Below are 24,046 nucleotides of genomic sequence, written 5' to 3'. Positions count from 1 at the left end.
GAACCTGTGGAGATCCGAATGCGCTTCGACTACGACGTCCTCGTCATCGGCTCGGGCTTCGGCGGCAGTGTGAGCGCACTGCGCCTGACCGAGAAGGGCTATCGCGTCGGCGTGCTGGAGGCCGGGCGCCGCTTCGCGGACGACGAGTTCGCGAAGACCTCCTGGCGGCTGCGGCAGTACCTGTGGGCTCCCGCGCTGGGCTGCTTCGGCATTCAACGTCTGGCGTTGCTGAAGAACACCTTCATCATGGCGGGCGCGGGCGTGGGCGGCGGTTCGCTGGTGTACGCGAATACCCTCTACCAGCCGCCGGACAAGTTCTACGCCGACCGGCAGTGGGGGCACATCACCGACTGGAAGGACGAGCTGGCCCCGCATTACGACCAGGCCGAGCGGATGCTGGGCGTCACCGTGAATCCCGCGACCACGCCCACGGATCGGGTGCTGCTCGAAGTGGCCGGGGAGATGGGTATCGCGGGCACCTACCGGCGCACTCCGGTCGGCGTGTGCTTCGGCGGCCCCGGGCGGCGGCCCGGTGAGGATGTGCCCGACCCGTATTTCGGCGGCGTCGGGCCCGATCGCCGGACCTGCACCCATTGCGGCGAATGCATGACCGGTTGCCGCCACAATGCCAAGAACACCTTGGTGAAGAACTACCTGTATCTGGCCGAAAAGGCCGGGGCCACAGTGCATCCGCTCACGACGGTGACCGATGTCCGGCCACTCACCGGCGGCGGATACGCGGTGACCACCGTGCGCACCGGTCGCAAGGTCCGCAGGCAGCGCCACGAATTCACCGCCGAACAAGTGATCTTCGCGGCGGCTGCACTGGGTACCCAGAAGCTGCTGCACAGCCTGCGCGATCGTGGGTCGCTGCCGGACATCTCCCCGCGCCTCGGGTATCTGTCCCGCACCAATTCCGAAGAGCTGCTGGCGGTCCGGAGCCGGCGGAAGGACGGCGACTTCACCAAGGGTGTGGCCATCACCTCGTCCATCCACCCGGATCCCGACACCCATATCGAACCGGTGCGCTACGGCAAGGGCAGTAATGCCATGTCGCCGATGACCACCGTCATGGTGAGCGGTGACGCCCCGCGCTGGCGCGGCTGGCTGCGGGAACTCGTACGGAATCGGCGCGATCTGGTCAAGGCGCACACGCCCCGGCGCTGGTCCGAACAATCACTCGGCCTGCTGGTCATGCAGTCGGTGGACAATTCCATCATCACCTATACCAAGCCCGGCCTGTTCGGTCGCAGGATGACCACCAGACAGGGTGCGGGACAACCGAATCCGGATTGGATCCCGGCCGGCCACGAGGTGGCGCGCCGCATTGCCGACAAGATCGACGGTATTCCCACGGCCGCCACCAGCAGCAGCATCTTCAATATCCCGATGACGGGCCACTTCATCGGCGGGTGCGTCATCGGCGACAGTCCGGAGACCGGTGTCGTCGACCCGTATCACCGGATCTACGGCTACCGGGGCCTGCACATCATCGACGGCTCGACCATCTCCGCCAACCTCGGCGTGAACCCGTCGTTGACCATCACGGCGCAGGCCGAACGCGCAATCTCGCTGTGGCCCAACCGGGGTGACACGGATCGACGTCCCGTCGTCGGTGCGGCCTATCGCCGCCTCGCCCCGATTCCGCCGCGGCATCCGGTGGTGCCGCCCACTGCTCCGGCGGCGCTCCGTTTGCCGATCGTCGAAATCAATTCGGCCCGAACGGAACCCGCTGATACCTAGAGGGTTTCGAGCCGGGCCTTGGCGTCGGCGTATTCGTGACTGAGGCGGTCGACCACGGCGGCGACCGGCACCACCGCGTCGACCGCGCCGATACCCTGACCGGAGCCCCAGATATCGCGCCAGGGCTTGGCTCCGGCCGGGGCGTCGGCGACGGTGCCGAAGTTCATGGCCGACGGGTCGGACTCGCCCAGGTCGTCGGGGTCCATGCCGGCCGCGGTAATGCTGTGGCGCAGGTAGTTTCCGTGCACGCCGGTGAAGAAATTGGAGTAGACGATATCGCCGGCGGTGGAGTCGACGATCATCTGCTTGTAGCCGGGGACGGCATTGGCTTCCTCGGTGGCGATGAAGGCGGAGCCGATGTAGGCCAGGTCGGCGCCCGCGGCCTGCGCGGCGAGGATGGAGCGGCCGTGCGCGATGGCGCCGGACAGCAGCAGCGGGCCGTCGAACCAGGAGCGGATCTCGTTCACCAGCGCGAAGGGTGACTGTGCGCCCGCATGCCCGCCCGCGCCGGCCGCGACCGCGATGAGGCCGTCGCGTTCCTTCATCAGGTCGTTCCGAGGCTGTGACCAGCACTCTGGTGATACTCTTCACCAGAGTATGCCCGAAGCAAGATCGGTAGCCCAGAGGTGATGACGTGAGCGGTGGTGACGCGACCGCGCCCCGCGGCCGATACGCCGGCCTCACCGCCGACGAGCGCCGCCTCCGGCGCCGCGAGCAATTGCGCACCGCCGCCCTGGACACCATTGCCGACGAGGGCATCTCCGGCCTCAAGGTGCGTGCCCTCTGTGCCCGCGCCGGCCTGAACGACCGCTACTTCTACGAGAGCTACCCCGACACCGACCGCCTCCTCATCGATGTGGTCGAAGATCAACTGGCGCAGGCCATGTCGGAGATCATGGCCGCCATCACCACCGCCCCCGCCGACACCCGCCTGCGCGTCCGTGCGGTCATCGAAACCGGGCTGGCCGCCATAGTCGACCACCCCGCCCGCCGCCGGATGGTCACCGAACTCCAATCCCTCGCCGAACTACGTAGCCGCAGAGCCGAACTCGTCACCCTCCTCAGCGGCATCATGCTCGACCAGGGCCGCGAACTCCTCGGCGAATCCGCCACCGGCATGTACGCCGAACTCGCCGCCCGCACCGTCGTCCACGGCGGCCTCGAACTCCTCGCCGAATGGGTCCGCGGCGACCTCCGCATCACCCGTTCCCAACTGGTCGACTTCCTGGTGGCCATGATCCTCACCGCCTCCGACATCACCACCACCGTGGAGCGCGAGGTCGCCGGGTAACCGGTCTGCGCCGTCCTCTCCGGTGCGGTCTGGACGAATGCGATCCGACGTCTCAGGATGAGATGCGATCTCGATGATGAGGAGTGCGGATGGTTGCCAACCAGCGCGTGGACTGGCTTGCCGGTGGCGTGCGCCGGTCGATCGCCGCGGAGCGGATCGTGGCGTCGGCCGGAGAGCTGTTCCGGGCGCGCGGGTTCGATGAGGTCGGCATGGATGAGGTGGCCGGCGCGGTCGGATGTTCGCGGGCCACGCTCTATCGGCACTTCCCGGGCAAGGCGGCCTTGATCGATGCCGTGCTGGCGACCTCGGCCGAGGCGGTGGTGTTGCGGGTGGCCGCGGTCGTCGCGCGCTACGACGGGGCGCGGCGGATCGTGGAGGCCATCCTCGCGTCGGTGAGTGCGGTGCGGGCGGATCCGGCGCTGGCGCACTGGTTCGCGGATCGCGCCGGCGGCAGTGCCGAAGTCTTCGCCACGTCCGGCGAATTGGGCCGCATCGCGACCATGCTCACCGGGATCGCACCGGATGACGAAGCGGCGCAGTGGATTGTGCGCGTGGTGCTGTCACTGCTGGTGTGGCCGCTGGCCGACGCGGCGAGCGAGCGGCGCATGGTGGAGCGGTTCGTGCGTTAGCGGCCGGGTCAGCGGTGGGGCTGTTCCGACAGCTCCGGGAGCGGGAGCAGGGGTGCGTCCGGGTCGAGGGTGAGGCCGCGGGATTCGGCGGTGGCGGAGAGGGCGCCCCAGGCGAAGGAGGTGAGCTGGTCGGCCAATTCCTTTGCGGTGATGACGGGTTCGTTGAGCCAGCGCAGGACGCCGAGGCCGATGGCGCCGAGCATGGCGTCCACCGCGAACTGGGTGTGCTCGCCGTCGGCGCCGTGTAGCCGGAGCACGCCGGAGAAGAAGTCGGCGACTGTATCGGACAGTGGCCTGCCGTCCTCGATGAGGCGGGCCGCGCCGAAGGCCGTGACCACGTGCGCGCTGACGATGAACCGGAACAGGTTGGGCCGCTCGGAGACCAGATCGATGTAGGCGGCGAGCACCGTGCGCACGGCTTCCCGGCCGGGTCCGGTCGGATTCAGGTGCGGTGTCACGCGATCCATGATCAGTTCCTGCACCCGCCCGCTCACCGCGGCCAGCAATTCCACCTTGTCGCCGAAGAACCGGTAGAGCTTGGGACGCGGTATACCAGCGGTTTTCACCACATCGTCGATGGAGAGTTCGGGTCCGTGCTCGTCGATGGCGCGCATGGTGGCGTCGATGAGTTCCGCGCGGACGGAGGTGCGGTGCGAGTGCCAGCGGTCGTAGCGGGCATCACCCTTCGGGGCGGCCGGTCGGTCGCGATTCGGGGGAGAGGCCATGCGACAGATTGTAATTCGATCCGTTACGGCACACCCCCTTGTGTGGTGTCTGGGACAATCCTACACTGGCCTCACATCGAACACGCAGTACTAGGTACTCAGTGTTGCACCAAGGATGGTCAAGATGGCAAGTGTTCTTCCCGCTTATCCCAAGGCCCGGCGGATCAGATTCCGCTTCGACCAACACGATTCGAACGACAAGTACTTCGTCGACGGCGATATGGTGTTCAGCCACTTCGTCGCCGGCCTCTCCGGCGGCTTCCCGCCGGGCGAGGAATCCTTCATCCGCTCGGTGCGCCGCGTGGCCGAACGCGTCACCGATCCGGTCCTGAAGAAGCGCGTCACCGGCTTCGTCGGCCAGGAGGCCATGCACGGCCAGGAACACCGGCGGCTCAACGAGAAACTCGTCGAAATGGGTTATCCCATCGCCTGGTACGACTCCCCGACGCAGCTGGAACGCATGCTCGGCCTCGAGGCCCGGCTGCCCGCCGAGGTGCATGTGGCCATGACGGCGGCGGCCGAGCACTTCACCGCCGTGCTCGCCGAACGCGTGCTCTCCAGCGACGAAATCCAGTCCATCCCGGCCGAACCCGAGTTCTGGCAACTGCTCAACTGGCATGCCCTGGAGGAACTCGAGCACAAGTCGGTGGCCTTCGACGTGTTCCGCGCCATCGGCGGCAGCGAACGCATGCGCATCGGCGTCATGCTGGCCATGTATTCACTGACCCTGCCGCTCACCTACGGCAGTCTCGCCTACGCCCTGGCCACCGATCCGGTCGCGCGCCGGCAGCCCGTGCGCGTGGCCCGCGAGGCGTATCAGCTGTTCACCGGCCCGATCTTCCGCGGCCTCATGGGTGAGCTGGCCAAGTACCTGCGGCCCGGCTTCCATCCCGACGACATCGACACCACGGCCTTGCTCGCCCGTTGGCAGCAGGAGCTTTTCGGCGACGAGGGCGTACTCAACGACCACCTGAAATAGCCATAACTCCCTCGAGAAAGGACCGGCCAATGACGATCGGTCAGGACGCCCAGTCCCTCACCCCCAACGGCAAATCTCGCACCCCGTATCCGAAGGTGCGGCGCATGCGCTTCCGGTTCGGCCAGCCCGAACCCATGCAGCACCGTTTCGTCCAGGACGATATTCCGCTCACCCACCTCATCGCCGTGCTGTCGGGTGCGTTCCCGCCGGGTGAGGAGTCCTTCATCCGCTCGGTGCGCAAATTCTCCGAGGAGATCACCGATCCCGTGCTCAAGAAGCGGGTGGCCGGGTTCATCGGCCAGGAGGCCGTGCACGGGCAGCAGCACCGCGTGCTCAACGACATGCTGATCGACAACGGATTCCCGATCGTGCGCATCTTCACCTTCGACCGCGACGCGCTGCGCGAACGCGGCCTGGTCGCGCTGGAGAACGCGGTACCGCGGCAGGTGCACCTCGCGGTTACGGCCGCGGCCGAGCACTACACCGCGACACTCGCCAAGCGCGTGCTGGGAACCCAGGAGATCCAGGACATTCCGGGTGATCCGGAGGTGCTGAACCTGCTCAACTGGCATGCGTTCGAGGAACTCGAGCACAAGTCGGTGGCCTTCGACGTCTTCCGTGATCGCGGCGGCGCGGAGGTGGTCCGCATCGGTGTCATGGCCGGCATGTACGTCTTCACGATTCCGGTCGTCTCGCTGGGCGTGCTGGCCTCGATCCTGTCCGATCCCAGCAGCTGGCGGCCGTTCAAGGTGGTGCGCCAGACCATCCGGCTGTACCGCGGCCCGATCGTGAAGGGCCTGCTGAAGGAGATGCGGCCGTACATGCGGCCGGGCTTCCATCCCGACGATATCGACACCGACGCGCTGCTGGAGGCGTGGCGGCAGGAGCTGTTCGGGGCGCACGGCGAGCTCGTGGACCGGATCGGCTGAGGCAGAGGATCTTTCGAGAATATGAGCAGAGACGCCGGCCGGGACGCCCCGGCCGCCGTCCGGCCCGACCACGAGGTCATCGTGGTCGGCGCCGGATTCGGCGGCATCGGCACCGGCATCGCCTTGCAGCGCAAAGGCATCCACGACTTCGTGATCGTGGACAAGTGGGACCGCGTCGGCGGTACCTGGCACGCCAACACCTATCCCGGTGTGGCGGTGGACATTCCCTCCTTCATCTACAGCTTCTCCTATGAGCAGCGCGGCGACTGGTCGCGGATCTTCGCGCCCGGCACCGAGCTGCGCGACTACGCCGAGAGCATGGTCGACAAGTACGGGCTGCGTGATCGGCTGCGGCTGAACACCACCATCGTCGGCGCCGAATTCGACGACCGGAACAGCCTGTGGCGCTTGACCACCGACGGCGGGCACGAACTCACCGCCCGGCACGTGGTGCTGGCCATCGGCGGCCTGGAGCGCCCGAAGATGCCGGATATCGCGGGGTTGAACGACTTCGGCGGCACACTCGTGCACACCGCCATGTGGGATCACGATGTGTCCCTGCGCGGCAAGCGGGTCGCGGTGATCGGCACCGGGGCGACCGCCCTGCAGCTCATCCCGGCCATCGTGGACGACACCGAACACCTCACCGTCTTCCAGCGCACACCCATCTGGGTGTTCCCGAAGAACGACTCCGAGGTCGGCCGGCTCGGCCGGCAGGTGCTGGGGCGCAGGAGTATTCGATCCGCCCTGCGCGCGGTGGGCAATGTCGGCACCGAAATCGCCATGAGCGGCCAGGTGGCCGGGCCCGCCTGGCTCACCGAGGCCGGGCGGAAGGCGGCGGAGATCCCGATCCGGCGCTGGATGCGCAGTCAGATCCACGATCCGGAACTACGCGAGAAGCTCACGCCCCGCTACGGGCTGGGCTGCAAGCGGCCGTCCATGTCGAACGACTACCTGAAGACGTTCAACCGTTCCGACGTCAGCCTGGTGACCGATTCCATCGAGCGGATCACCGAGCGCGGCGTGGTGACCGCGGACGGGACCGAGCACGAGATCGACGTGCTCATCTGCGCCACCGGCTTCAAGCTCTGGGACAAGGGCGCGATCCCGCCCTTCCCGGTGCGCGGCCGCAACGGCAAGGACCTGGAACAGTTCTGGGACGAGCATCGGTATCAGTCCTACCAGGGCGTTTCGGTACCGGGTTTCCCGAACGCCTTCACCATCACCGGCCCATACGGGTTCGTGCTGGGCTCCTACATCTGGATGATCGAGGCCACCTCGGCGCATCTGGCGCGGGCCATCGCGGAGTCGAAACGCCGCGGCGCCACCGAGATCGAGATCCGGCAGGAAGTGCACGACGAGTACTTCCGCAGATGCCTGCGGCGGCAGGAGAAGAACTTCCTGTTCACCCCGGTCTGCGAAGGCTCCAACACCTACTACATCGACAATAACGGCGATTCACCGTTCCGGCCCTCCACGCACGGCGAAATGTACTGGCAGAACCGGCATTTCAATCTCGACGTGTACCGGTACACCACCGGCGCGCCGGCGCCGTCGGAGGTCGGGGTCCTGTCCGAGGAGGCATCGTGAAGCTCAATACCATCGAACCGCGCCTGGTCGTGGTGACCGGTGCGGGCAGCGGCATCGGGCGGGCGGTCGCCCTGCGCTTCGCGCGCATGGGTGCGAAGGTCGTGGTCTCCGATATCGACAAGGACGCCGCACTGGCCACCGTCGCCATGATCCTCGCCGAGGGGCGGCGCGCGGTCGCCATGCAGCTGGATGTCACCGATCCGGAGGCGTGGGGGACCTTCACCCGCGACGTGCACGCCGATCTCGGCGTGCCGGATGTGCTGGTCAACAATGCCGGCATCCTGGTCAGCGGGGCCTTCCTGGACCTGGAACCGGAGGACTGGGACAAGCAGCTGGGCGTCAACCTGCTGGGTGTGGTGTATGGCTGCCGGGCTTTCGGGCGGCTCATGATCGACGAGGGCAAGCGCGGGCACATCGTGAACATCGCCTCCGCGGCGGCCTTCACGCCCACGCCGGTCATGTCGGCGTACTCGGTGTCCAAGGCCGGGGTCAAGATGCTCACCGAATGCCTGCGGCTGGAGCTCGCGCCGAAAGGCGTGGGCGTGAGCGCCATCTGCCCCGGCGTGATCAATACCAATATCGGCGAGCACGCCACCACCATCGGCGTCGACCCGGCGCTGGTGCGGCGCGGCAAGGAGATCGCCAGGCAGGTGCAGGAATTCGCGGCGCAGCTGCCGTTCTCGCCGCTGAGCCCGGACCTGGTAGCACGGGCCGTGGTGCGCGCGGTGAACTACGACCTGGCCGTGGTGCCGGTGCGGGCCGAAGCCTGGCTGGGGTACTTCATGCTGCGCATCGCGCCCGGCGTGAATCGCCGTATCACACAGCCGATCTCGATCGAGCGCATCGAAGCGACCGGTGCGTGGCTGCTGGAGCGGTTCGGCGGCTATCTGCCGTCGCCGCCGGAGACCGTGCCGGAGGCCGTCACCGCGGGCAGCGGGAAGTCGGCCATCGGCAGAGGGGAGCATGTATGAACCCTCGCGCCCACTTGATCAAGGTGCGCGAGGTGATCAGCGAGACCGCCGACGCGGTCTCGCTGGTCTTCGACATCCCGGCCGACCTCGGTCCCCGATTCGCCTACGCGCCCGGACAATTCCTCACCCTGCAGGTGCCCAGCGACCGCACCGGCTCGGTGGCCCGCTGCTATTCGCTGTCCAGCAGCCCGCACTGCGACGACCGCATGACCGTGACGGTCAAACGCACGGCGGACGGCTATGCGTCGAACTGGCTCTGCGACAACGTCGCGGCGGGCTCCCTCCTGACCGTGCTGGAACCGGCCGGGAACTTCGTGCCGCCGTCGTTGCAGCGGGACCTGCTGCTGTGTGCGGCGGGCAGCGGCATCACGCCCATCATGTCGATCCTGAAGTCGGCGCTCACCGTCGGTCGCGGGAAGGTCGTGGTGCTGTACGCCAATCGGGATCGGCGCTCGATCATCTTCGAGCGGCAGCTACAGGACCTGACGCGCAAGTACCCGCGCCGGTTGACCGTCCATCACTGGCTGGAATCCGAACGTGGCCTGCCGACCGCGCGCGGTATCGCGGGGTGGGCCAAGCCCTACCGGCGGCACGATGTATTCCTTTGTGGTCCGGCGGGATTCGCGACAGCGGTGCAGCGCGGGTTGGGGGAGTTGCGTATTCCCGATCGCGCGATTCGGCAGGAGGCGTACCGCTCACTCACCGACAACCCGTTCGAACATCACACACCGGTCCTCGCCGCGGCATCGCCGGCAGCCGATTCCGGCACGGCGCGGGGCGACACCGCCACGGCTCGGGTCGAAATCGACGGCGCGACGCACACACTGCCCTGGCCGAGGGACAAGAAGCTCCTCGACCTCCTGCTCGACCACGGCATAGACGCCCCCTATGTGTGCCGCGAATCCGCCTGCGGCACCTGCGTGTGCAGCGTGAAGCAGGGCCGCACCCGCATGATCATGAACGAGGCGTTGATCGAGGAGGAACTGGAAATGGGCCTGACCCTGGCGTGCCAGACCCTTCCCGAATCGGATGACGTGCACATCGCCTTCGACCAGTGAGTCCTACTCGGCAGGAAGGATTTTCGTGTAGGTCAGCGGCATGGCCGCGGGACCGCGCAGATTGACGTGCGCCCGATACGCCGGCGGATCGCACGTCAACCGCGGTTCGATGACGCGCTGCGCGAATCGGGTCAGCGCGATATCGGCCTCCAGCCGGGCCAGCGACGCACCGAGGCAGAAGTGCGGGCCGAGCCCGAAAGCCAGATGCTTGTTCTCCCGGTAGGGGTCGAAGCGTGCGGGCTGCGGGAAGACGCTCGGATCCCGGTGCGCGGCGGCGAGCAGCATGACGGCGACGTCGCCCTGCCGGAGTTCCAGCTCGCCGATCCGGATGTCCTGGTAGACGATGCGCGGAATGAGCTGCACGGGCGGGTCGTAGCGCAGCGTCTCCTCGATGACCTGCGCGCCGAAATCCGCTTCGGTGCGCAGGGTTTCGAGATGCTCCGGATGCCGCAGCAGCGCGAGACCGCCATTGGCGATGAGATTGACGGTGGTCTCGTGCCCCGCCATGAGCAGCAGCCCGCAGGTCGCGATCAGCTCATTGTGCGTGAGCAGATCGCCGGAGTCCTCCGCCGTGATGAGCCCGGACAGCAGATCGTCGCCGGGTGCGGCGCGGCGGGTGCGGGCGAGTTCGTCGAAGTAGTCGTACAGCTCATTGTTGGCGCGCACCAATTCCTCGGCGTCGGGCCGGAATTCGGGTGCGGAGCTGGACACCGGATCGAGGCTCCGCGCCAGCAGGCTGGACCAGTTGCGCAGCCGCGGTTCGTCGCTGAGCGGTATGCCCAGCAGTTCGCAGATGACCGTCACCGGCAGTGGATAGGCCAGATCCGCGACCAGGTCGAGACTGCCCTGCGCCGCGGCCCGATCCAGGGCCTGGTCCACGATGGCGGTGATGCGCGGTTCGAGCCGCCGAATCACGCTGGGCGTGAACGCCTTCGACACCAGCCGCCGCAGCCGGGTGTGATCCGGCGGATCCCGGAACAGGAACGAGGTGGTATCCCGCAACTCGATCGCATGCGGTCCGGCGAGATCATGCGTCGGCGTATTGCCCATCGGGATCGTGGCGTGCCGCCGCTCCACCCCGGCTCCCGGATCACGCAGCAGCGCGGCGCATTCCGCGTACCCGGCCAGCACCACGACGGGCGCTTCCCCGATGCGGACGGCGCCGCTCTGCCGAATCTGTTCGAACACCGGATAGGGATCGGCGCGCACCGCCGGATCCAGTAGCCGGGCGAAGGTCCCACCTGTCGTGGTCATGGCAACTCCCTTGAAAGCTACAGAACTGTAGCTCTATGCCATCGAACTTTAGCTACAGTCCTGTAGCTTTACAAGGGGCGGCTCGTCCGAAAGGCTCGCCCGAGAAGGAGGTGTTCCCCATGTCATCAGCGCCGGCCAGGCGAAATCGCCCCTACGCAGCCCGCATGACCCGCGAAGACCGCCGCGAACAACTCCTCGACGTGGTCCTCGACATCATCGACACCGACGGCACCGCCGCCGTCAGCATGGACGCGGTAGCCCGCCGCGCCGGCGTCACCCGCCCGGTCGTCTACGGCGTCTTCACCGACACCGACGACCTCCTGCGCAACTCCCTGAACCGCGAATCCGACCGCGCCCTGGCCCAACTCGCCGGCGCCCTCCCCACCCCCGGCACCCCGCCCATCCCCGCCTTCACCGCCCTCTTCGACGCCTACCTGCACGCCGTCCTGGCCGCACCTCAACGGTGGCGCGCCGCCTACATGATCACCGACAGCAACACCAAGGCCTTCCAGAAACGCGTCAACCGCCTGCGGGCGCTGCTCGTCCACCACTTCGCCGAGGCCCTCCGCCCCGCCCTCCCCCCGGACGCGGACATCGAACTCATGGCCAGCCATCTACTGGCCGCCCTCTGGGAATCCGGCCGCCTACGCCTCATCCACCCGGGCGACTATCCCCACGACCGCTTGCTCTGCTCCCTGGAAAACCTTGTCACCGCGCTGGTTACGGCCGTCCCCGGCCGATAGTGGCCGGGGACAACGGATTCCGTCCGCTCAGTCGCGGGTGAGTTCGGAGCGGGCCGCGGTGACCATGGTGGTGATGGCGGTGGGCAGGGCCACCGCGGGATCGGGGGCGAAGTAGGGGGAGTGGTTGGAGGGGCGGTCGTGCGGGAGGGCGCCCTCCTCGAGCATGTGGGCCTGGTCCTCCGGGGTGAAGCCGGCGGGATCGATGCCGCCGATGTGCCAGAAGACGGAGGGGCAGCCGGCCGCGGTGCCGAAGAGGCCGAAATCCTCACTGCCCGTGATGGGATTGCTCATGGGCATGACGGGGAGGTGCGCGGCGGTGAGGGTGGCCATGACACGTTCGGTGTCACCGGGGGTGTTCACGGTGACCGGGAACGGATCGAAGAACTCGACCTTCGGGTCCTGCGGCGCGCCCAGGGCGGCGGCCTCGGCCTGCGCCATGCGCTCGATGCCCGCCATCATGCGCTTGCGGACACCCGCGCTGAAGGTGCGCAGGCTCAGCAGCACCTCGGAGGTGTCGGCGATGATGTTCGGGCGGGTGCCCGCGTGCAGGGCGCCGGCGGTGAGAACCGGGGAGTTCGCGGTCGCCGTCTGACGGGCCGCCAGATGCTGCAGTTTGACCACGTAGGACGCGGCCATCAGCAGCGGGTCGACGGCGGTCTGCGGCTGCGAGGCATGGCCTCCGAGGCCGTTGAAGGTCACCCGCACCGAATCCGAGGCCGCCATCAGCGGGCCGCTCTTGGTGGTCACCAGGCCCGCCGGCGCGGGGCTCACATGCTGGCCGAGCACGATGCGCGGATGCGGGAAACGGTCCAGCAGACCGTCATCGATCATGCCCTGCGCGCCGGCGCCGGTCTCCTCGGCGGGCTGGAAGAGCGCCACCACGGTGCCCGGCACCGGGTTCGCGGTCAGGTCGGCGCAGGTGCCCAGCAGCGCCGTCACATGCACGTCGTGCCCGCAGGCATGCATGACACCCGGTGTGCGGGAAGCGTATTCGAGCTGGGTCAGCTCCTGCACCGGTAGCGCGTCCATATCGGCGCGCAGCCAGATCACCGGGCCGGGACCATTGCTCAGCACGCCGACCACACCGGTGCCGCCGACCCGTTCGGTCACCTCCCAGCCGGGGAGGGCCCGCAGTTCCTCCGCCACCAGCCGCGCCGTCTCGTGTTCGGCCCCCGACAGTTCCGGGTGCTCGTGCAGGTACCGGTAGAGCTGCTGCCAGTGCTCGGCCCCCGGAAGCTGCTGCGTGACAACGGTATCGGTGGCATCGGTCATGTGAGACTCTCCTTTTCGGGGATGGTGACGGCGGATCGGGCGGCCACGGCCGCCCGGAACGCGTCGGCGGTCTGCGGCACCAGCGCCGCCGCGACGATCGCGAGCAGCGGCCCGGCGGCCATGGTTTCGAAAGCCGCGGTGTACGAAAGATGATCGGTGATCACCCCGAAGACCAGCGGACTGAACACACCGGCCAGCTGCCCGCCGAAGATGATCACCCCGGCGGCCACGCCCATGTACGCGCTCGGCAGCGCGCGCAACGGCACCGCGAAGGCGGGCATATAGGCCAGGCCCGCGATCAGCGTCATGACCGTGCCCACCACCACGAAGAGCGGAAAATCCAAGCGCGGCAGCAGGAACAGCAGCCCGGCGGTGACCGTCATGGCGGGCACCACGATCACCCGCGGCCGTCCGCCCAGCCGATCCGACAGTCGCGCACCGAGAATCGTCCCCGCCGCCGCGGCCAGCGTGATCGGCACGGCAGCGAAGGCGATGGTGCCCAGGGAGATACCGCGCTGCTCGTGCAGGAAGGTCGGCGTCCACGCGGTGACGCCCCAGATGAGCACGTCGTAGCCGAAGAAGATGGCCGCGAAGCCCAGCAGCGACGGCGAGCGCAGCACCGCCCGCCGCTCGGCCTTCGAGCCGCCGGGCGCGACCGGAATCTCGTCCTGCGCCAATGGTTCCGGCATCCAGCGCCGCCATGCCAGGATCGTCGCCACACCCAGCACCGAGATGATCCCGAACATGGCCCGCCAGCCCACCGTGGGCAGCGCGATCCCCGCGATGACCGCGGCCGCCAGCACGCCCGCGGCATTGGAGGCATTGGTCCAGCCGGTCGCGGTGGTCCGCTGCTCCGGCAGTGTGCGTTCGGCCAGCGCCTTCAGGGCCGCCGCCGGGAACACGCCCTGCACCAGCCCGAACAGGAACCGCATGGCCAGCAGGACCGCGAAAGACCAGGCGATGGCGGTCAATCCGGTGAAGATCGACCAGGCCAGCAGGCCGATCATGCCGACCTTCAAGGCGCCGTACCGGTCGGCCAGCAGCCCGCCCGGCACCTGGACCAGCGCGTACGCGATGAAGAACACCGATACCAGCAGCCCGAGCTGCGTGTGATCCAGCCCGAGATCACTGCCGATGGACGGCAGCGCGAAATTGATGACCGTCCGATCGATGTAATCGACCACCCACGCCGCGAACAGCAGCATGACGGTTATCCGGGTGGTACGTGGCATTCGTGCCCCTTCATCAACCTCTCGAGCGGGCAGTGCCGGCTACTCGAACCGGGCGGCGCGGTGAAATGCCACAATGAGCCCTATGCCCGAGGATACGGCGAAAACGCCGGATACCGGCGGCATCGGAACTCTCCCGCCGGATTCCGCCGCCTTCAGCGAACGCGACCTGGACCTGGTCAATGCGCTGCAGATCAATCCGCGCGCCTCCTGGACCCGCATCGGCGCCACCCTCGGCCTGGACGCCACCACCGTCGCGCGCCGCTGGCAGCGGCTCACCGATGCCGGACTGGCCTGGATGACGGCGTACGCGCCGGAATTCGCCACCATCGGACACCTGCGGGTGCACTGCCGCGCGCCGGAGCTGGCCGCCGTCTCCGACGCGGTGTGCGCGACGCCCTCGGTGTTCTCGGTGGAACGGATAGCCGGCCGCCATCAACTCCAGCTCTCGGTGGCGGCCGAAAACCTCGCCGCCCTGGACGATTTCACCGTCGAGCACCTCGCCGCGCTGCCGGGCATCGAGGAGATCCGGGTGGCGATCAGCCTGCACATGTACGTCGAGGGCAGTCACTGGCGACCGCAGGCCCTCGATGCGGCGCAGCGCATCGAACTCCTCGACGACCGGGAACATCCGGCGCCGTCGCCCGCGCAGCGCCGGGCCGGCGATGCGGCGCTCATGCTGGCGCTGGGAGTCGACGGCCGCCGCAGCGCCGCCGAACTCGCGCTGGACACCGGCCTGAGCGAGACCACGGTGCGCCGCCGCCTCGCCGAGATGATTCGTTCGGGGCGCCTGATCATTCGCTGCGATATGGCCCAGCAGGCCGCCGGCTGGGCGGTGAACATGCATTACTGGGTGCGGATACCCGCCGATGAACTGGACAAGCTCGGCGGCGCCCTCGCGGGCTGGCCCGAGATCCGGCTGTGCGTGGCGACCACCGACGACAGCAATGTGCTGCTCATCGCCTGGCTGCGCAGCCAGCAGGAGAGCATCCATCTGGAAACCCGCCTACTGCAGACCTTTCCGGCGCTGAGCATCGTCGAACGGCAGATGACGCTGCGGGTGCTCAAACGCATGGGCCGGTTGCTCGGTCCGGACGGCCGCGCGGTCGGGCGGGTGCCCTTCGCGGTCTGGTAGCGCCGGGCCCGACAGTCGGTGCCAGGTGCTTACGTAGGCTTCGTATCGATGACCGAGCAGCAGATTCACGGATACGTCGCCGAGGGCTACGGCCGGGTGGCCGACGCCTTCCGGCGCAATTTCGAGCGGCAGGGCGAGATCGGCGCGGCCGTGGCCGTGTTCGACGGGGATCGGCCCGTGGTGGATATCTGGGGCGGATGGCGCGATGCCACGCGGCGATTGCCGTGGGAGCGCGACACCGTCGCGCCGGTGTTCTCCTCCACCAAAGGCGTTGCCGCACTGGCGCTCGCCATGCTGGTGTCGCAGGGACGGCTGGACTACGACGAGCCCGTCGCGAAGTACTGGCCGGAGTTCGCCGCGCACGGCAAGGGCGAGGTCACCGTGCGGCAGCTCATCGACCACCAGGTGGGGCTGCACATCCTGCGTGGCCGGCTCACCCTCGCCGATCTGCTGGAGCTGGATCGGGTGGCCGCGGTGCTGGCGGCGCAGCGGCCCGGCTGGGCACCCGGCACCAGGCAGGGTTATCACCCGGTGAGCATCGGGCTGTACGTGAACGAGCTGGTGCGCCGCACCGATCCGGCCGGGCGCAGCCTGCGGCGCGTGATCGCCGACGACATTGCCGGACCGCTCGGGGTGGACTTCACGCTGGGCCTGCCCGAGGACCTGGCTGCCGACCGAATTGTCCGACTTGTCCGGACCTCCGGCACGGACCTGCGGTACGAGCGGAATGTGCCCTGGAATCAAGCGCTTCCGGCCCTGCTGCGCCGCGGCCCGCTGTTCCGGGCGCTGGCCAACCCGGACCTCGGCATGCCCGAGGATTTCGTGCGGCCCGAGATCATGCGGGTCGAGCTGCCGGGCAGCAATGGCGTCGGTTCGGCGCGGGCCCTCGCCCGCATCTACGCGGCCGGGCTGCGGGGTGAGTTGCCCATCGACCCGGAAGTGCGCGCCCGTCTGGCCGATCCGGGCCCGGTGCCCGCGCCCGATGCCGTGCTCTGGACGCCGACCCGATTCCATCTGGGATTCCGCAAGTCCAGCCCGGTGTTCCCGTTCGGCTCGCCGGATCACCGCGCCTACGGCACGCCCGGTATGGGCGGTTCGCTCGGTTTCGCCGATCCGGCCACCGGCCTGTCCTTCGCCTATGTCCCGAACCGGCTCGGCCTCACCCTCAATGGCGATATCCGCTGCCTGCGCGTGGCCCGCGCGATCTTCGGCTGAACCCGCGCGGCGTGCCCTGCGGCCCGCCGCATGCCGATTGAACCGAACGCGCGGGCCGATCGTAGTCCCGGTGTACCGGCCACTCGGCCGGTTGCCCATACGAAGCTGGTTCGGATGACGTAGCTCCGGACCCGCGACCCCGCCGGTGCTGGCCCGGCGGGGTTGTCGGTCGCCCAATATTTCTGTGCGGCAGCGCATTTCGGGCAATGATGTGATGCCTGACACATTGATCTGTCTGGGTCGGCGGGGATACATTGTGGGCGATGTATCGCGCACAAGGCACAAGAACCGTGGCCGACCTGATCGTCGACCGCCTCGCCGAGCACACCGGACATCTCTTCGGAGTCGGCGGGGCGAATATCGAGGACATCTACGATGCAGTCCACCGCACCGACACCGCCCTCACCGGCATAGTCGCCAAACACGAATTCGGCGCCGCCACCATGGCGGACGGGTACGCTCGCAGCACCGGCCGCCTAGGCGTGGTAGCCGCCACCTCCGGCGGCGGCGCCATGAATCTCCTTGCCGCCCTGGCCGAATCCTTCGACTCCCGAACCCCGGTGCTGGCCCTCGTGGGCCAGCCCCCGCTCCCGCTGGAAGGCCGCGGCGCCTTCCAGGACACCAGCGGCGGCCCCGACCGCCTGGACGCGCAGCGGATATTCGCCGCGGTATCCCGCTACTGCGCGAAAATCACACGCCCCGAAGACATCCACACCGAACTCGACCGCGCCATCGCCGCCGCGAAGTCCGGCGGACCGGCAGTATTACTGCTGCCCAAAGACATTCAAGCGGCAGTGCTGCCGCAGCCCGGGTCCGGCGCGGAGCCCCGTCCGGCCACGCCGAAGGCCATCGGCGAAACAGGAGCCGCCGCGGCCGTCGCGCTGCTCACCGGGACGCACAAGGGGCCGGCCGTCATCATTGCCGGACCGGAGATCGCGCGTGCGGATGCGCGTGCCGAACTGGCCGCGCTGGCCGCGGTACTGGATGCGTCGGTACTGGTGACGCCGGACGCCAAGGACGCGTTTCCGAACGATGACGCGCGGTTCGCGGGTGTCGTCGGCATCATGGGGCATCCGCATGCGCCCAAACTGGTTTCGGAAGCGGCGGTGTGTGTGCTCGCGGGGGCGACGCTGTCCATGACCGCACGCGCTGGATTGGACGATCCGCTGGCGGCTTGTCCCGTGGTGGTGCACCTCGGGGTCGACGAGCCGTTCGTGCCGGTGCACGCCAGGGTCCAGGGCGACCTCGGGATATCGCTGCAATTCTTGGCAGACGCTCTCGGTGTATCCGGATCCGCTGTGTCACAGGAGATCCGGGACGTGATCCCGGAACTCTCGGTGCCGGCTTCGGCAGGGCCCGGTGTCCGGTATCGGGAGGCGGTCGCCGCCATTGCCGCTCGGCTGGAGCCGGGGACCGATGTCGTTGCCGATGCCGGGAATACCGGCGCCGCGGTGGTGCACCACCTGCCGGTGCCCGCGGATGGGCGGTTTCTCATTGCGCTCGGCATGGGCGGGATGGGGTACGCGTTCGGCGCAGGGGTCGGGAGTGCGCTGGGGCGGGGGCGGCGTACTGTCGTAATCGCCGGGGACGGTGCATATTTCATGCACGGGCACGAGGTCCACACCGCGGTCGAGCATGGTGTGCCGGTTACGTTCATCGTGTTCAACAACAATGCACACGCCATGTGCGTCACCCGGGAACAGCTGTATTACTCCGGGGAGTACACCTTCAACCGGTTCGGGCCCGCCGAGATCGGGGCGGGGGTGGCGGCCATGTTCCCGCACCTGCCCGCCTGGGCCGCGACCACTCTCGCGGAGTTCGAGGAGGCGCTGGATCGAGCCCGCACCGTGGCGGGCCCGGCCTTCATCGAACTCCGTTGTGATCCAGACGAAATACCTCCGTTCGCACCATTCCTGAAGGAGTTCGCATGACCGAGTCGGTGAAGGCCGCACCCGTCGAGGTGCCGGATGTGGGTGTGCCGGGCGTGTACCGGATCGAGACCCTGACCCTCAAAGAGGGCATGCCCATGGTGCTCGACATGACCCGCGCGGTGTACCCGCACGACGAGATCTTCGGCGAGTACTGCACCGTCAACGAGTACGTCGCCGCCCCGCCCGACGAGGTGTACGAATACCTCGCCGACACCCGCAGCCTGTGCGAATGGACCTACAGCATGCGGGGTTTCGAACGCACCGAGGAGCCGGACCTGTGGGTCTCCGATGACCGCATCGGCTCGAACACCCGCATCTACACCCGCACCGAAGCCAATCCCGCCGCCCGCACGGTGGACTACCACTGCGCCTGGGATCAGGGCGAACACCTGTGGATGATCTACCTGATGCGCGTGGTCGACGCGCAGAAGGTGCTGAACAAACCGGGTTCGGTGGTGCTGTGGACCAACTGTCACCACCCGTTCTACGACGAGAACGGTTACCCGGAAACAGCACCCGCGGACCGCCCGGTCTGGGTGGGCGACTTCTGGCATCTCTTCGCCGCCGGGCACCTGCTCGAACTGCGCAACCTCAAGGCCATCTGCGAGCACCGCCACGCCAACGGCCTGCCCATCAAGCCCGAATGGATGGACCGACCATGAGCATCGACACCGTCAGCCTGGTGGACGTCGCCGGGTATCTGCCCGAAAACATCGTCCCCGCAGACTATTTCGCGCAGTTCGCCGATCCCGAGGACCTCACCTCGAACGTCATGTTCAAGGCCCCGAAGTTCCGTCATCACGCCGCTCCCGGTGAGACGGTCGCCGATATGGCCGAACGCGCGGTCGCGCCCATTCTGGAGCGGCAGGGCCGGAACATCTTGCAGGACATCGATATTCTCATCGTGCACACCCAGCTACCGGAGACGCCGGTGGTGGGCAACGGCGGTGAGGTCGCGGCCCGGCTCGGCATCGCGCCGGAGTGGCTGATCGATCTGCACAACGGCGGCTGCGCCGCCTTCGTGCACGGCATGAAACTGGCCCGGCAGCTGCTGCTGAGCACCTCGGCCACCTCGGCGCTCGTGGTGACCGTGCAGAATGCCGCGGGCCAGATCTTCACCCAGGAGCAGGTGCGCGGCAAGCCGCAGGCCGCCATTCCCGGCGACGGTGCCGGCGCGGGCCTGCTGGTGAAATCCGATGTCTCGCCCATCCTGGATATCGAAACCCGGCACCTGCCGGAATTCGCCGGGCAGATGACGGCCGTCGCCGATCCGCCGCGCCGCTACTGGGAGGCCGGATCCGGCCAGATGCACGTGGGTTTCACCGAATCCAAGATCGCCAAGGTGCTCGGCCGCGGCAACAAGCTGGTGCCCGAGGTCGCGCAGGCGGTGTGCGCACGCATCGGCGTGAAATCCGATGAGCTCGATCTGCTGATCACCAACCAGCCCAACCGCGCCTTCCTGCGCAACTGGCGTGATGCTCTGCAGCTGCCGGTCGACAAGCATCCGGACACCTTCGACGACTGCGGAAACCTGTTCGCGGCGGGCATGCCCGTCACCTTCGATCGCGCGGTGGACGAGGGCCGTGTCCCGGCCGGATCCGTGGTGATGTTCGCGGGTTTTGCGCACGCGGGCGATTTCGCCGCCGCCGCGGCCGTGCGCTGGGGCGGGCGCTGAGACCATGTCGAGTACGGCCGCACTCCCCAGGGTGAGCACCTCACCGCTCACCGCGCCGGGGCATCGACTCCAGCTCAACGAGATCCCCTACGGCCCACCGGTGTCCGTGCGGGAGGCGCTGAGCCGGGCGCTGGCCTCGGCCAACCGGTACCCCGAATTCCTGCCGGAGCGGCTGCCGCGGCTCATTGCCGAGCGCCTCGGCGTCCCGCCCGAGCAGATTGTGGTGGGGGCGGGCGCCACCGGTGTCATCCTGCATCTCGTCCAGGAATTCGGTTCCGCCGGAGCGCAGGTCGTGATGGCGACGCCGACCTTCGACGGCTACCCCATCCTCACCGCCATGGCCGGAGGCGATCTCGTCGCGGTGCCGCTCACCGCGGACGGCCGTCAGGACCTGCGCGCCATTGCCGCGGCCGTCACCGAGCGGACCAGCCTCGTCGTGTTGTGCAGTCCGCACAATCCGACCGGAACCCGGCTCACGCCAGGGGAATTCGAGGAGTTCTTGCGGCAGGTGCCGCGGGATGTCGTCGTCGTACTGGACGAGGCCTACGTGGATTTCGTGCCGGCCGCCGATCGCATCGATGCACTGGAACTGGTGCGCCGGCACGCGAATCTGGTTGTGCTGCGCACCTTCTCGAAGGCGTACGGGCTGGCGGCGCTGCGGGTCGGTTACGCGGTCGGTTCGGCCGGTGTGATCGGCCGCGTCGCCCGCCGTCAATTGCCGTTCGGCATGAGCTCGCTCGCCGAGGTCGCCGTGCGCGCCTGCTATCAGGCGGAGCCGGAGATCGCGGGCCGGATCGCCATGATCGGCGCGCACCGGCACCGGCTCACCGCCGGACTGCGCGAACTGGGTATGCGCGTGCCGGAGAGCTACGCCAACTTCGCCTACCTGCCGCTGCCGGCTCCTGACATCGATCGGGTGGGGGCGGCATTGGCCGACGCCCACATTCACGTCAAGCGCTATCCGACCGGTATCCGGATCACCGTCGGCGATCGGGACGCCACCGACGCGGTGCTCCATGCCGTGCGCAGTACAGTGCAGTAATGCAAGAAAATCCGCCTTCCGCACCCGAAGGGCACCGGGCCGGAGCGGACGAGGAGATCGACTACGGACTGCTGTCGCTCAATGCGCAGTTGTGTTTCGCGCTGTACTCCACGTCTCGGTCCATGACCGCCGCATACCGGCCGTTCCTGGACGATATGCACCTCACCTACCCGCAGTACCTGGTACTGCTGGCCTTGTGGGAGCATCCCGGCATCACCATGAAGGATCTGGGTGAGCAGATCCACCTCGACTACGGCACGGTGTCCCCGCTGGTCCAGCGTCTGCAGACGCGGGGCCTGGTCGAGAGCGTACGCAGTCCGAACGACGGCCGGGCCGTGGTCCTGCACGCCACCGAGGCGAGCCGGGAACTACAGCACGCGGCGCAGGACATGATCCACACGGTTCTCGAGCTGGTGGGCGTTCCGATCGAGGAGATCGAGGCCCTGCGCGACCAGGTGAAGGCGCTCGGTCTCCGCCTCGACCAGGCCGCGGCCGCGGCACGCACCCGCTGAGTCGCGCCCGCACCCACCGACATCCGGACCCGCCATGCGAAGCCACGGAGGACGGCCATGATGCGCCGCAGTGAGACGGCGGAATCCGTCGACGCCCTCACCGATGCGCTGCTGACCGCCTCCCGGCTGCTGGTGGCGCTCTCGGCCCGGTCCCTCGCGCATGTCGACGAGACCATCACCATCCCGCAGTTCCGCACGCTGGTGATCCTTTCACCCGCGGCTCGTCGAATGTGGCGACCCTGGCCGGGCCGCTGAACGTGCAGCCCTCCACGGCCACCCGCATGGTCGATCGCCTGGTCGCGGCCGGTCTGATCGACCGGCAGCAGAATCCGAACTCGCGCCGGGAGCTCATCGTCGAATTGAGCGGGCGCGGGCGCGAAGTCGTGCAGGCCGTGCTCGAGCGCCGGCGCGAGGAGATCGCGGCCGTCGTGCAGCGCATGCCCGACGAGGACCGGGCGGGACTGATCCGCGCCCTGAACGAATTCAGCGCCGCCGGCAACGAACGGCACGCCGGCCTGGACGTCGAGGACTACCAGCTCTAGCGGGCCTCACCGCGCGAGCGGGTCCGGGTACTTCGCGAGCGCCGCGGCGACGATGGCGTCGAGCCGCGCATGATGCGCGCCCTTCCAATAGGTCTGCCCGCAGTCGGCACAGCGCGCGAAGGTGTCGTAGGTGCGGCCCGTGTTGTCCGGCAACTGCGCGCGGACCGATTCCGGATCCGCCGGATGCAGGGTGCCGTTGCAGGAGGTGCAGCGCGTCCACGGATCCAGTGGCGGCGCGAAGCGGGACAGCACATCGTCCAGCTGCTCGGCCGGCTTGTGACTGTAAACGTATGCGCCGGAGTAGATTTCGCGGCGTCGCAGCAGACCGCGATCCCGGGACAGCAGCACCCGGTGCTCGGCCGCCGAGCGGGCCGCCAGCGCGGCGTCGCCGATATCGGGGTTCTCGTAGGCGGCGTCGATACCGAGCAGCCGCAGCCGCCGGGTGAGCGTGCCGAGATGGATGTCGAGCAGGAAGCGCACCGGCTGGGCGGAGAGCACCGGGCGGGTCACGGCGGCAACGGCCACGGTCTCGCGGTCCGCGGGTACATGTGACGGCCGCACCGGGCGGCCGTCCACTGTCAGTTCCCCCACTTCGGTCAGCGGTACGCCGAGCGACTCCACCACATGACCGAGCGTGGAAACGCCATCGATGCGTATCGGATCGGCGGCCCGCTGGGCCACGAACACCCGCAGTTCGGGCGCGAACGCGACCGTGATCTCCCCTGTGTGCACGCGGACAGTATCGCCGAAATCAGAATGCACGAAAAGTGAATGAACGACGGAATTCGTTGGCGCAGTGGCGTGGAGCACATGAAAGGCTTACGAACAGCTCGTTAACCAAATGTTTGCGAGTTTGAAGGTTGCGAATACTGCCAACTGGTGATTTTCTGTGCAGGCAGGTCGAATCCGACCACCGATGGACGAAGAGGTTCTCCCGTCGGGTGCCATTCTCGGCAAAGTCGCCGCCGCACTCCCGACCTGCAGACAATCGAGTTCGCCTTTTCATTCGGCGTACTCGTTCCTGATGAAGGTTTGAAAGGAATCGGGCCATGTACGTACCCGGATTCGCGCGTGCGGCCATCGTTTTCGCGGGTCTCGCCGCACCGCTCATCGCGCCCGGCCTGGCTGCCGCCGCACCGGCGGGAGGCGATACGCCGCCTCCCGCCGACGCGACCTCGCCGGCTCCCGCCAACACGGTATTGCCGCAGCTCGGATCGGGTAGTGCCGCACTCGGCACGGGCAGCTCGACCGCGTCGGGACTGCTCGGCGCACTGGGTACCGGCAGCGCCGCAGCCGGTTCCGTGGCCGGGCTCTTCCCGGGTCCGGGCTCGGTGCTGAGCGTGCTCGGCACCGGTAGTGGTGCGGCCAGTGGCTCGGCACAGGCAGGTGGTACCGCGGCGCAGGCGCTGGGCAGCGGTAGTGCGGCGGCCGGCAGTGGCTCCGCAGGGTCGAAGTAAAGATCGTTCAATTCTCCTGTCGTGCCGACGATTCGCGCGAAACGAACGTTTTGCTCGTTCTGATTTCTCCGCGAGATAAAAACGTAATCTGAGGCATGATTCGAAATTCGATGAGGGAATAGCC

Annotated in this window: 22 protein-coding genes and 2 pseudogenes; 18 read left to right on the top strand and 6 right to left on the bottom strand. The window is 68.0% G+C overall.

What is annotated here, in order from left to right; genetic code table 11:
- The first annotated feature begins 18 nt into the window (after nt 1-18).
- On the top strand, nt 19-1,743 hold the full coding sequence (locus ACIP5Y_RS08860) for a GMC family oxidoreductase N-terminal domain-containing protein (protein ID WP_400348873.1): 1,725 nt from the start codon (nt 19-21) through the stop codon (nt 1,741-1,743).
- On the opposite strand, the pseudogene ACIP5Y_RS08855 reads toward ACIP5Y_RS08860, so the two are convergent.
- Nucleotides 1,740-2,285, bottom strand: a pseudogene (locus ACIP5Y_RS08855) (NAD(P)H-dependent flavin oxidoreductase); the annotation flags it as partial. The gene ACIP5Y_RS08860 and the pseudogene ACIP5Y_RS08855 overlap by 4 nt on opposite strands.
- Nucleotides 2,286-2,377: 92 nt before the next feature.
- Here ACIP5Y_RS08855 and ACIP5Y_RS08850 point away from each other — a divergent pair.
- Together ACIP5Y_RS08850 and ACIP5Y_RS08845 are read left to right on the top strand one after the other, a co-directional pair.
- A complete protein-coding gene (locus tag ACIP5Y_RS08850) occupies nt 2,378-3,034 on the top strand; it encodes a TetR/AcrR family transcriptional regulator (RefSeq protein ID WP_400348872.1) in 657 nt (218 codons plus the stop codon).
- Nucleotides 3,035-3,123: 89 nt separating this feature from the next.
- Complete coding sequence (locus tag ACIP5Y_RS08845; protein WP_400348871.1) at nt 3,124-3,663, top strand: TetR/AcrR family transcriptional regulator; 540 nt, start codon at nt 3,124-3,126, stop codon at nt 3,661-3,663.
- Between the two features lie 8 nt (nt 3,664-3,671).
- Here the strand turns inward: ACIP5Y_RS08845 and ACIP5Y_RS08840 are convergent, their stop codons facing one another.
- Complete coding sequence (locus ACIP5Y_RS08840) at nt 3,672-4,388, bottom strand: TetR/AcrR family transcriptional regulator (RefSeq protein ID WP_400348870.1); 717 nt, start codon at nt 4,386-4,388, stop codon at nt 3,672-3,674.
- A 124-nt stretch (nt 4,389-4,512) separates the two neighbouring features.
- Here ACIP5Y_RS08840 and ACIP5Y_RS08835 point away from each other — a divergent pair, with 124 nt between their 5' ends.
- From ACIP5Y_RS08835 to ACIP5Y_RS08815, 5 genes are read left to right on the top strand one after another with little or no spacing between them, the layout of a single operon-like run.
- Entirely contained in the window at nt 4,513-5,367 is an 855-nt protein-coding gene (locus tag ACIP5Y_RS08835) for a metal-dependent hydrolase (RefSeq protein WP_400348869.1), read from the top strand.
- Nucleotides 5,368-5,396: 29 nt separating this feature from the next.
- Nucleotides 5,397-6,296 carry a metal-dependent hydrolase gene (locus tag ACIP5Y_RS08830; protein WP_400348867.1) on the top strand — a complete coding sequence of 300 codons (900 nt, stop codon included), beginning with the start codon at nt 5,397-5,399 and terminating at the stop codon, nt 6,294-6,296.
- Between the two features lie 21 nt (nt 6,297-6,317).
- The gene (locus ACIP5Y_RS08825) at nt 6,318-7,886 is read left to right on the top strand and encodes a flavin-containing monooxygenase (protein WP_400348866.1); all 1,569 of its coding nucleotides are present in this window, start codon (nt 6,318-6,320) and stop codon (nt 7,884-7,886) included.
- Nucleotides 7,883-8,857, top strand: coding sequence for an SDR family NAD(P)-dependent oxidoreductase (locus ACIP5Y_RS08820; RefSeq protein WP_400348864.1), 975 nt, complete (start codon nt 7,883-7,885; stop codon nt 8,855-8,857). The genes ACIP5Y_RS08825 and ACIP5Y_RS08820 overlap by 4 nt, the downstream gene beginning before the upstream one ends.
- The gene (locus tag ACIP5Y_RS08815) at nt 8,854-9,915 is read left to right on the top strand and encodes a 2Fe-2S iron-sulfur cluster-binding protein (RefSeq protein WP_400348863.1); all 1,062 of its coding nucleotides are present in this window, start codon (nt 8,854-8,856) and stop codon (nt 9,913-9,915) included. The genes ACIP5Y_RS08820 and ACIP5Y_RS08815 overlap by 4 nt, the downstream gene beginning before the upstream one ends.
- Nucleotides 9,916-9,918: 3 nt before the next feature.
- Here the strand turns inward: ACIP5Y_RS08815 and ACIP5Y_RS08810 are convergent, their stop codons facing one another.
- The gene (locus ACIP5Y_RS08810; RefSeq protein WP_400348862.1) at nt 9,919-11,169 is read right to left on the bottom strand and encodes a cytochrome P450; all 1,251 of its coding nucleotides are present in this window, start codon (nt 11,167-11,169) and stop codon (nt 9,919-9,921) included.
- Nucleotides 11,170-11,333: 164 nt separating this feature from the next.
- Between ACIP5Y_RS08810 and ACIP5Y_RS08805 the strand changes: the two genes are divergently transcribed.
- Entirely contained in the window at nt 11,334-11,912 is a 579-nt protein-coding gene (locus ACIP5Y_RS08805; RefSeq protein WP_400348861.1) for a TetR/AcrR family transcriptional regulator, read from the top strand.
- Nucleotides 11,913-11,939: 27 nt separating this feature from the next.
- On the opposite strand, the gene ACIP5Y_RS08800 is transcribed toward ACIP5Y_RS08805, so the two are convergent.
- Nucleotides 11,940-13,184 (bottom strand): amidohydrolase, encoded by a 1,245-nt coding sequence (locus ACIP5Y_RS08800; protein WP_400348860.1) that lies wholly within the window; start codon nt 13,182-13,184, stop codon nt 11,940-11,942.
- Complete coding sequence (locus ACIP5Y_RS08795) at nt 13,181-14,416, bottom strand: MFS transporter (protein WP_400348859.1); 1,236 nt, start codon at nt 14,414-14,416, stop codon at nt 13,181-13,183. Before ACIP5Y_RS08795 ends, ACIP5Y_RS08800 begins: the two co-directional genes overlap by 4 nt.
- An 82-nt stretch (nt 14,417-14,498) precedes the next feature.
- On the opposite strand from ACIP5Y_RS08795, the gene ACIP5Y_RS08790 reads away from it, so the two are divergent.
- From ACIP5Y_RS08790 to ACIP5Y_RS08755, 8 genes and pseudogenes are all read left to right on the top strand, one after another.
- The gene (locus ACIP5Y_RS08790; RefSeq protein WP_400348857.1) at nt 14,499-15,548 is read left to right on the top strand and encodes an Lrp/AsnC family transcriptional regulator; all 1,050 of its coding nucleotides are present in this window, start codon (nt 14,499-14,501) and stop codon (nt 15,546-15,548) included.
- Nucleotides 15,549-15,596: 48 nt separating this feature from the next.
- Nucleotides 15,597-16,763: a serine hydrolase domain-containing protein gene (locus ACIP5Y_RS08785; protein ID WP_400348856.1), complete on the top strand. Its 1,167-nt coding sequence runs from the start codon at nt 15,597-15,599 to the stop codon at nt 16,761-16,763.
- 263 nt (nt 16,764-17,026) lie between these two features.
- The gene (locus tag ACIP5Y_RS08780) at nt 17,027-18,694 is read left to right on the top strand and encodes a thiamine pyrophosphate-binding protein (RefSeq protein WP_400348854.1); all 1,668 of its coding nucleotides are present in this window, start codon (nt 17,027-17,029) and stop codon (nt 18,692-18,694) included.
- Nucleotides 18,691-19,356, top strand: a complete 666-nt coding sequence (locus ACIP5Y_RS08775; RefSeq protein WP_400348852.1) for an SRPBCC family protein — start codon at nt 18,691-18,693, stop codon at nt 19,354-19,356. Before ACIP5Y_RS08780 ends, ACIP5Y_RS08775 begins: the two co-directional genes overlap by 4 nt.
- The gene (locus ACIP5Y_RS08770; protein ID WP_400348850.1) at nt 19,353-20,369 is read left to right on the top strand and encodes a 3-oxoacyl-ACP synthase III family protein; all 1,017 of its coding nucleotides are present in this window, start codon (nt 19,353-19,355) and stop codon (nt 20,367-20,369) included. The genes ACIP5Y_RS08775 and ACIP5Y_RS08770 overlap by 4 nt, the downstream gene beginning before the upstream one ends.
- A gap of 31 nt (nt 20,370-20,400) precedes the next feature.
- The gene (locus ACIP5Y_RS08765) at nt 20,401-21,411 is read left to right on the top strand and encodes a pyridoxal phosphate-dependent aminotransferase (protein WP_400348848.1); all 1,011 of its coding nucleotides are present in this window, start codon (nt 20,401-20,403) and stop codon (nt 21,409-21,411) included.
- 122 nt (nt 21,412-21,533) lie between these two features.
- Nucleotides 21,534-21,923 carry a MarR family winged helix-turn-helix transcriptional regulator gene (locus ACIP5Y_RS08760; protein WP_400349192.1) on the top strand — a complete coding sequence of 130 codons (390 nt, stop codon included), beginning with the start codon at nt 21,534-21,536 and terminating at the stop codon, nt 21,921-21,923.
- 57 nt (nt 21,924-21,980) lie between these two features.
- Nucleotides 21,981-22,465, top strand: a pseudogene (locus ACIP5Y_RS08755) (MarR family winged helix-turn-helix transcriptional regulator).
- A 6-nt stretch (nt 22,466-22,471) separates the two neighbouring features.
- Here the strand turns inward: ACIP5Y_RS08755 and ACIP5Y_RS08750 are convergent.
- Nucleotides 22,472-23,197, bottom strand: a complete 726-nt coding sequence (locus ACIP5Y_RS08750; protein WP_400348846.1) for a Mut7-C RNAse domain-containing protein — start codon at nt 23,195-23,197, stop codon at nt 22,472-22,474.
- Between the two features lie 317 nt (nt 23,198-23,514).
- Here ACIP5Y_RS08750 and ACIP5Y_RS08745 point away from each other — a divergent pair, with 317 nt between their 5' ends.
- Nucleotides 23,515-23,922, top strand: a complete 408-nt coding sequence (locus ACIP5Y_RS08745; protein ID WP_400348844.1) for a hypothetical protein — start codon at nt 23,515-23,517, stop codon at nt 23,920-23,922.
- The last annotated feature ends 124 nt before the right edge of the window (nt 23,923-24,046 follow it).

Origin of the sequence: Nocardia sp. NPDC088792, from assembly GCF_044750615.1 — a bacterium.
Classification (GTDB): domain Bacteria; phylum Actinomycetota; class Actinomycetes; order Mycobacteriales; family Mycobacteriaceae; genus Nocardia.
Note: the sequence above shows the minus strand (reverse complement) of the source record. Positions and strands in the feature narration are given on the sequence as shown.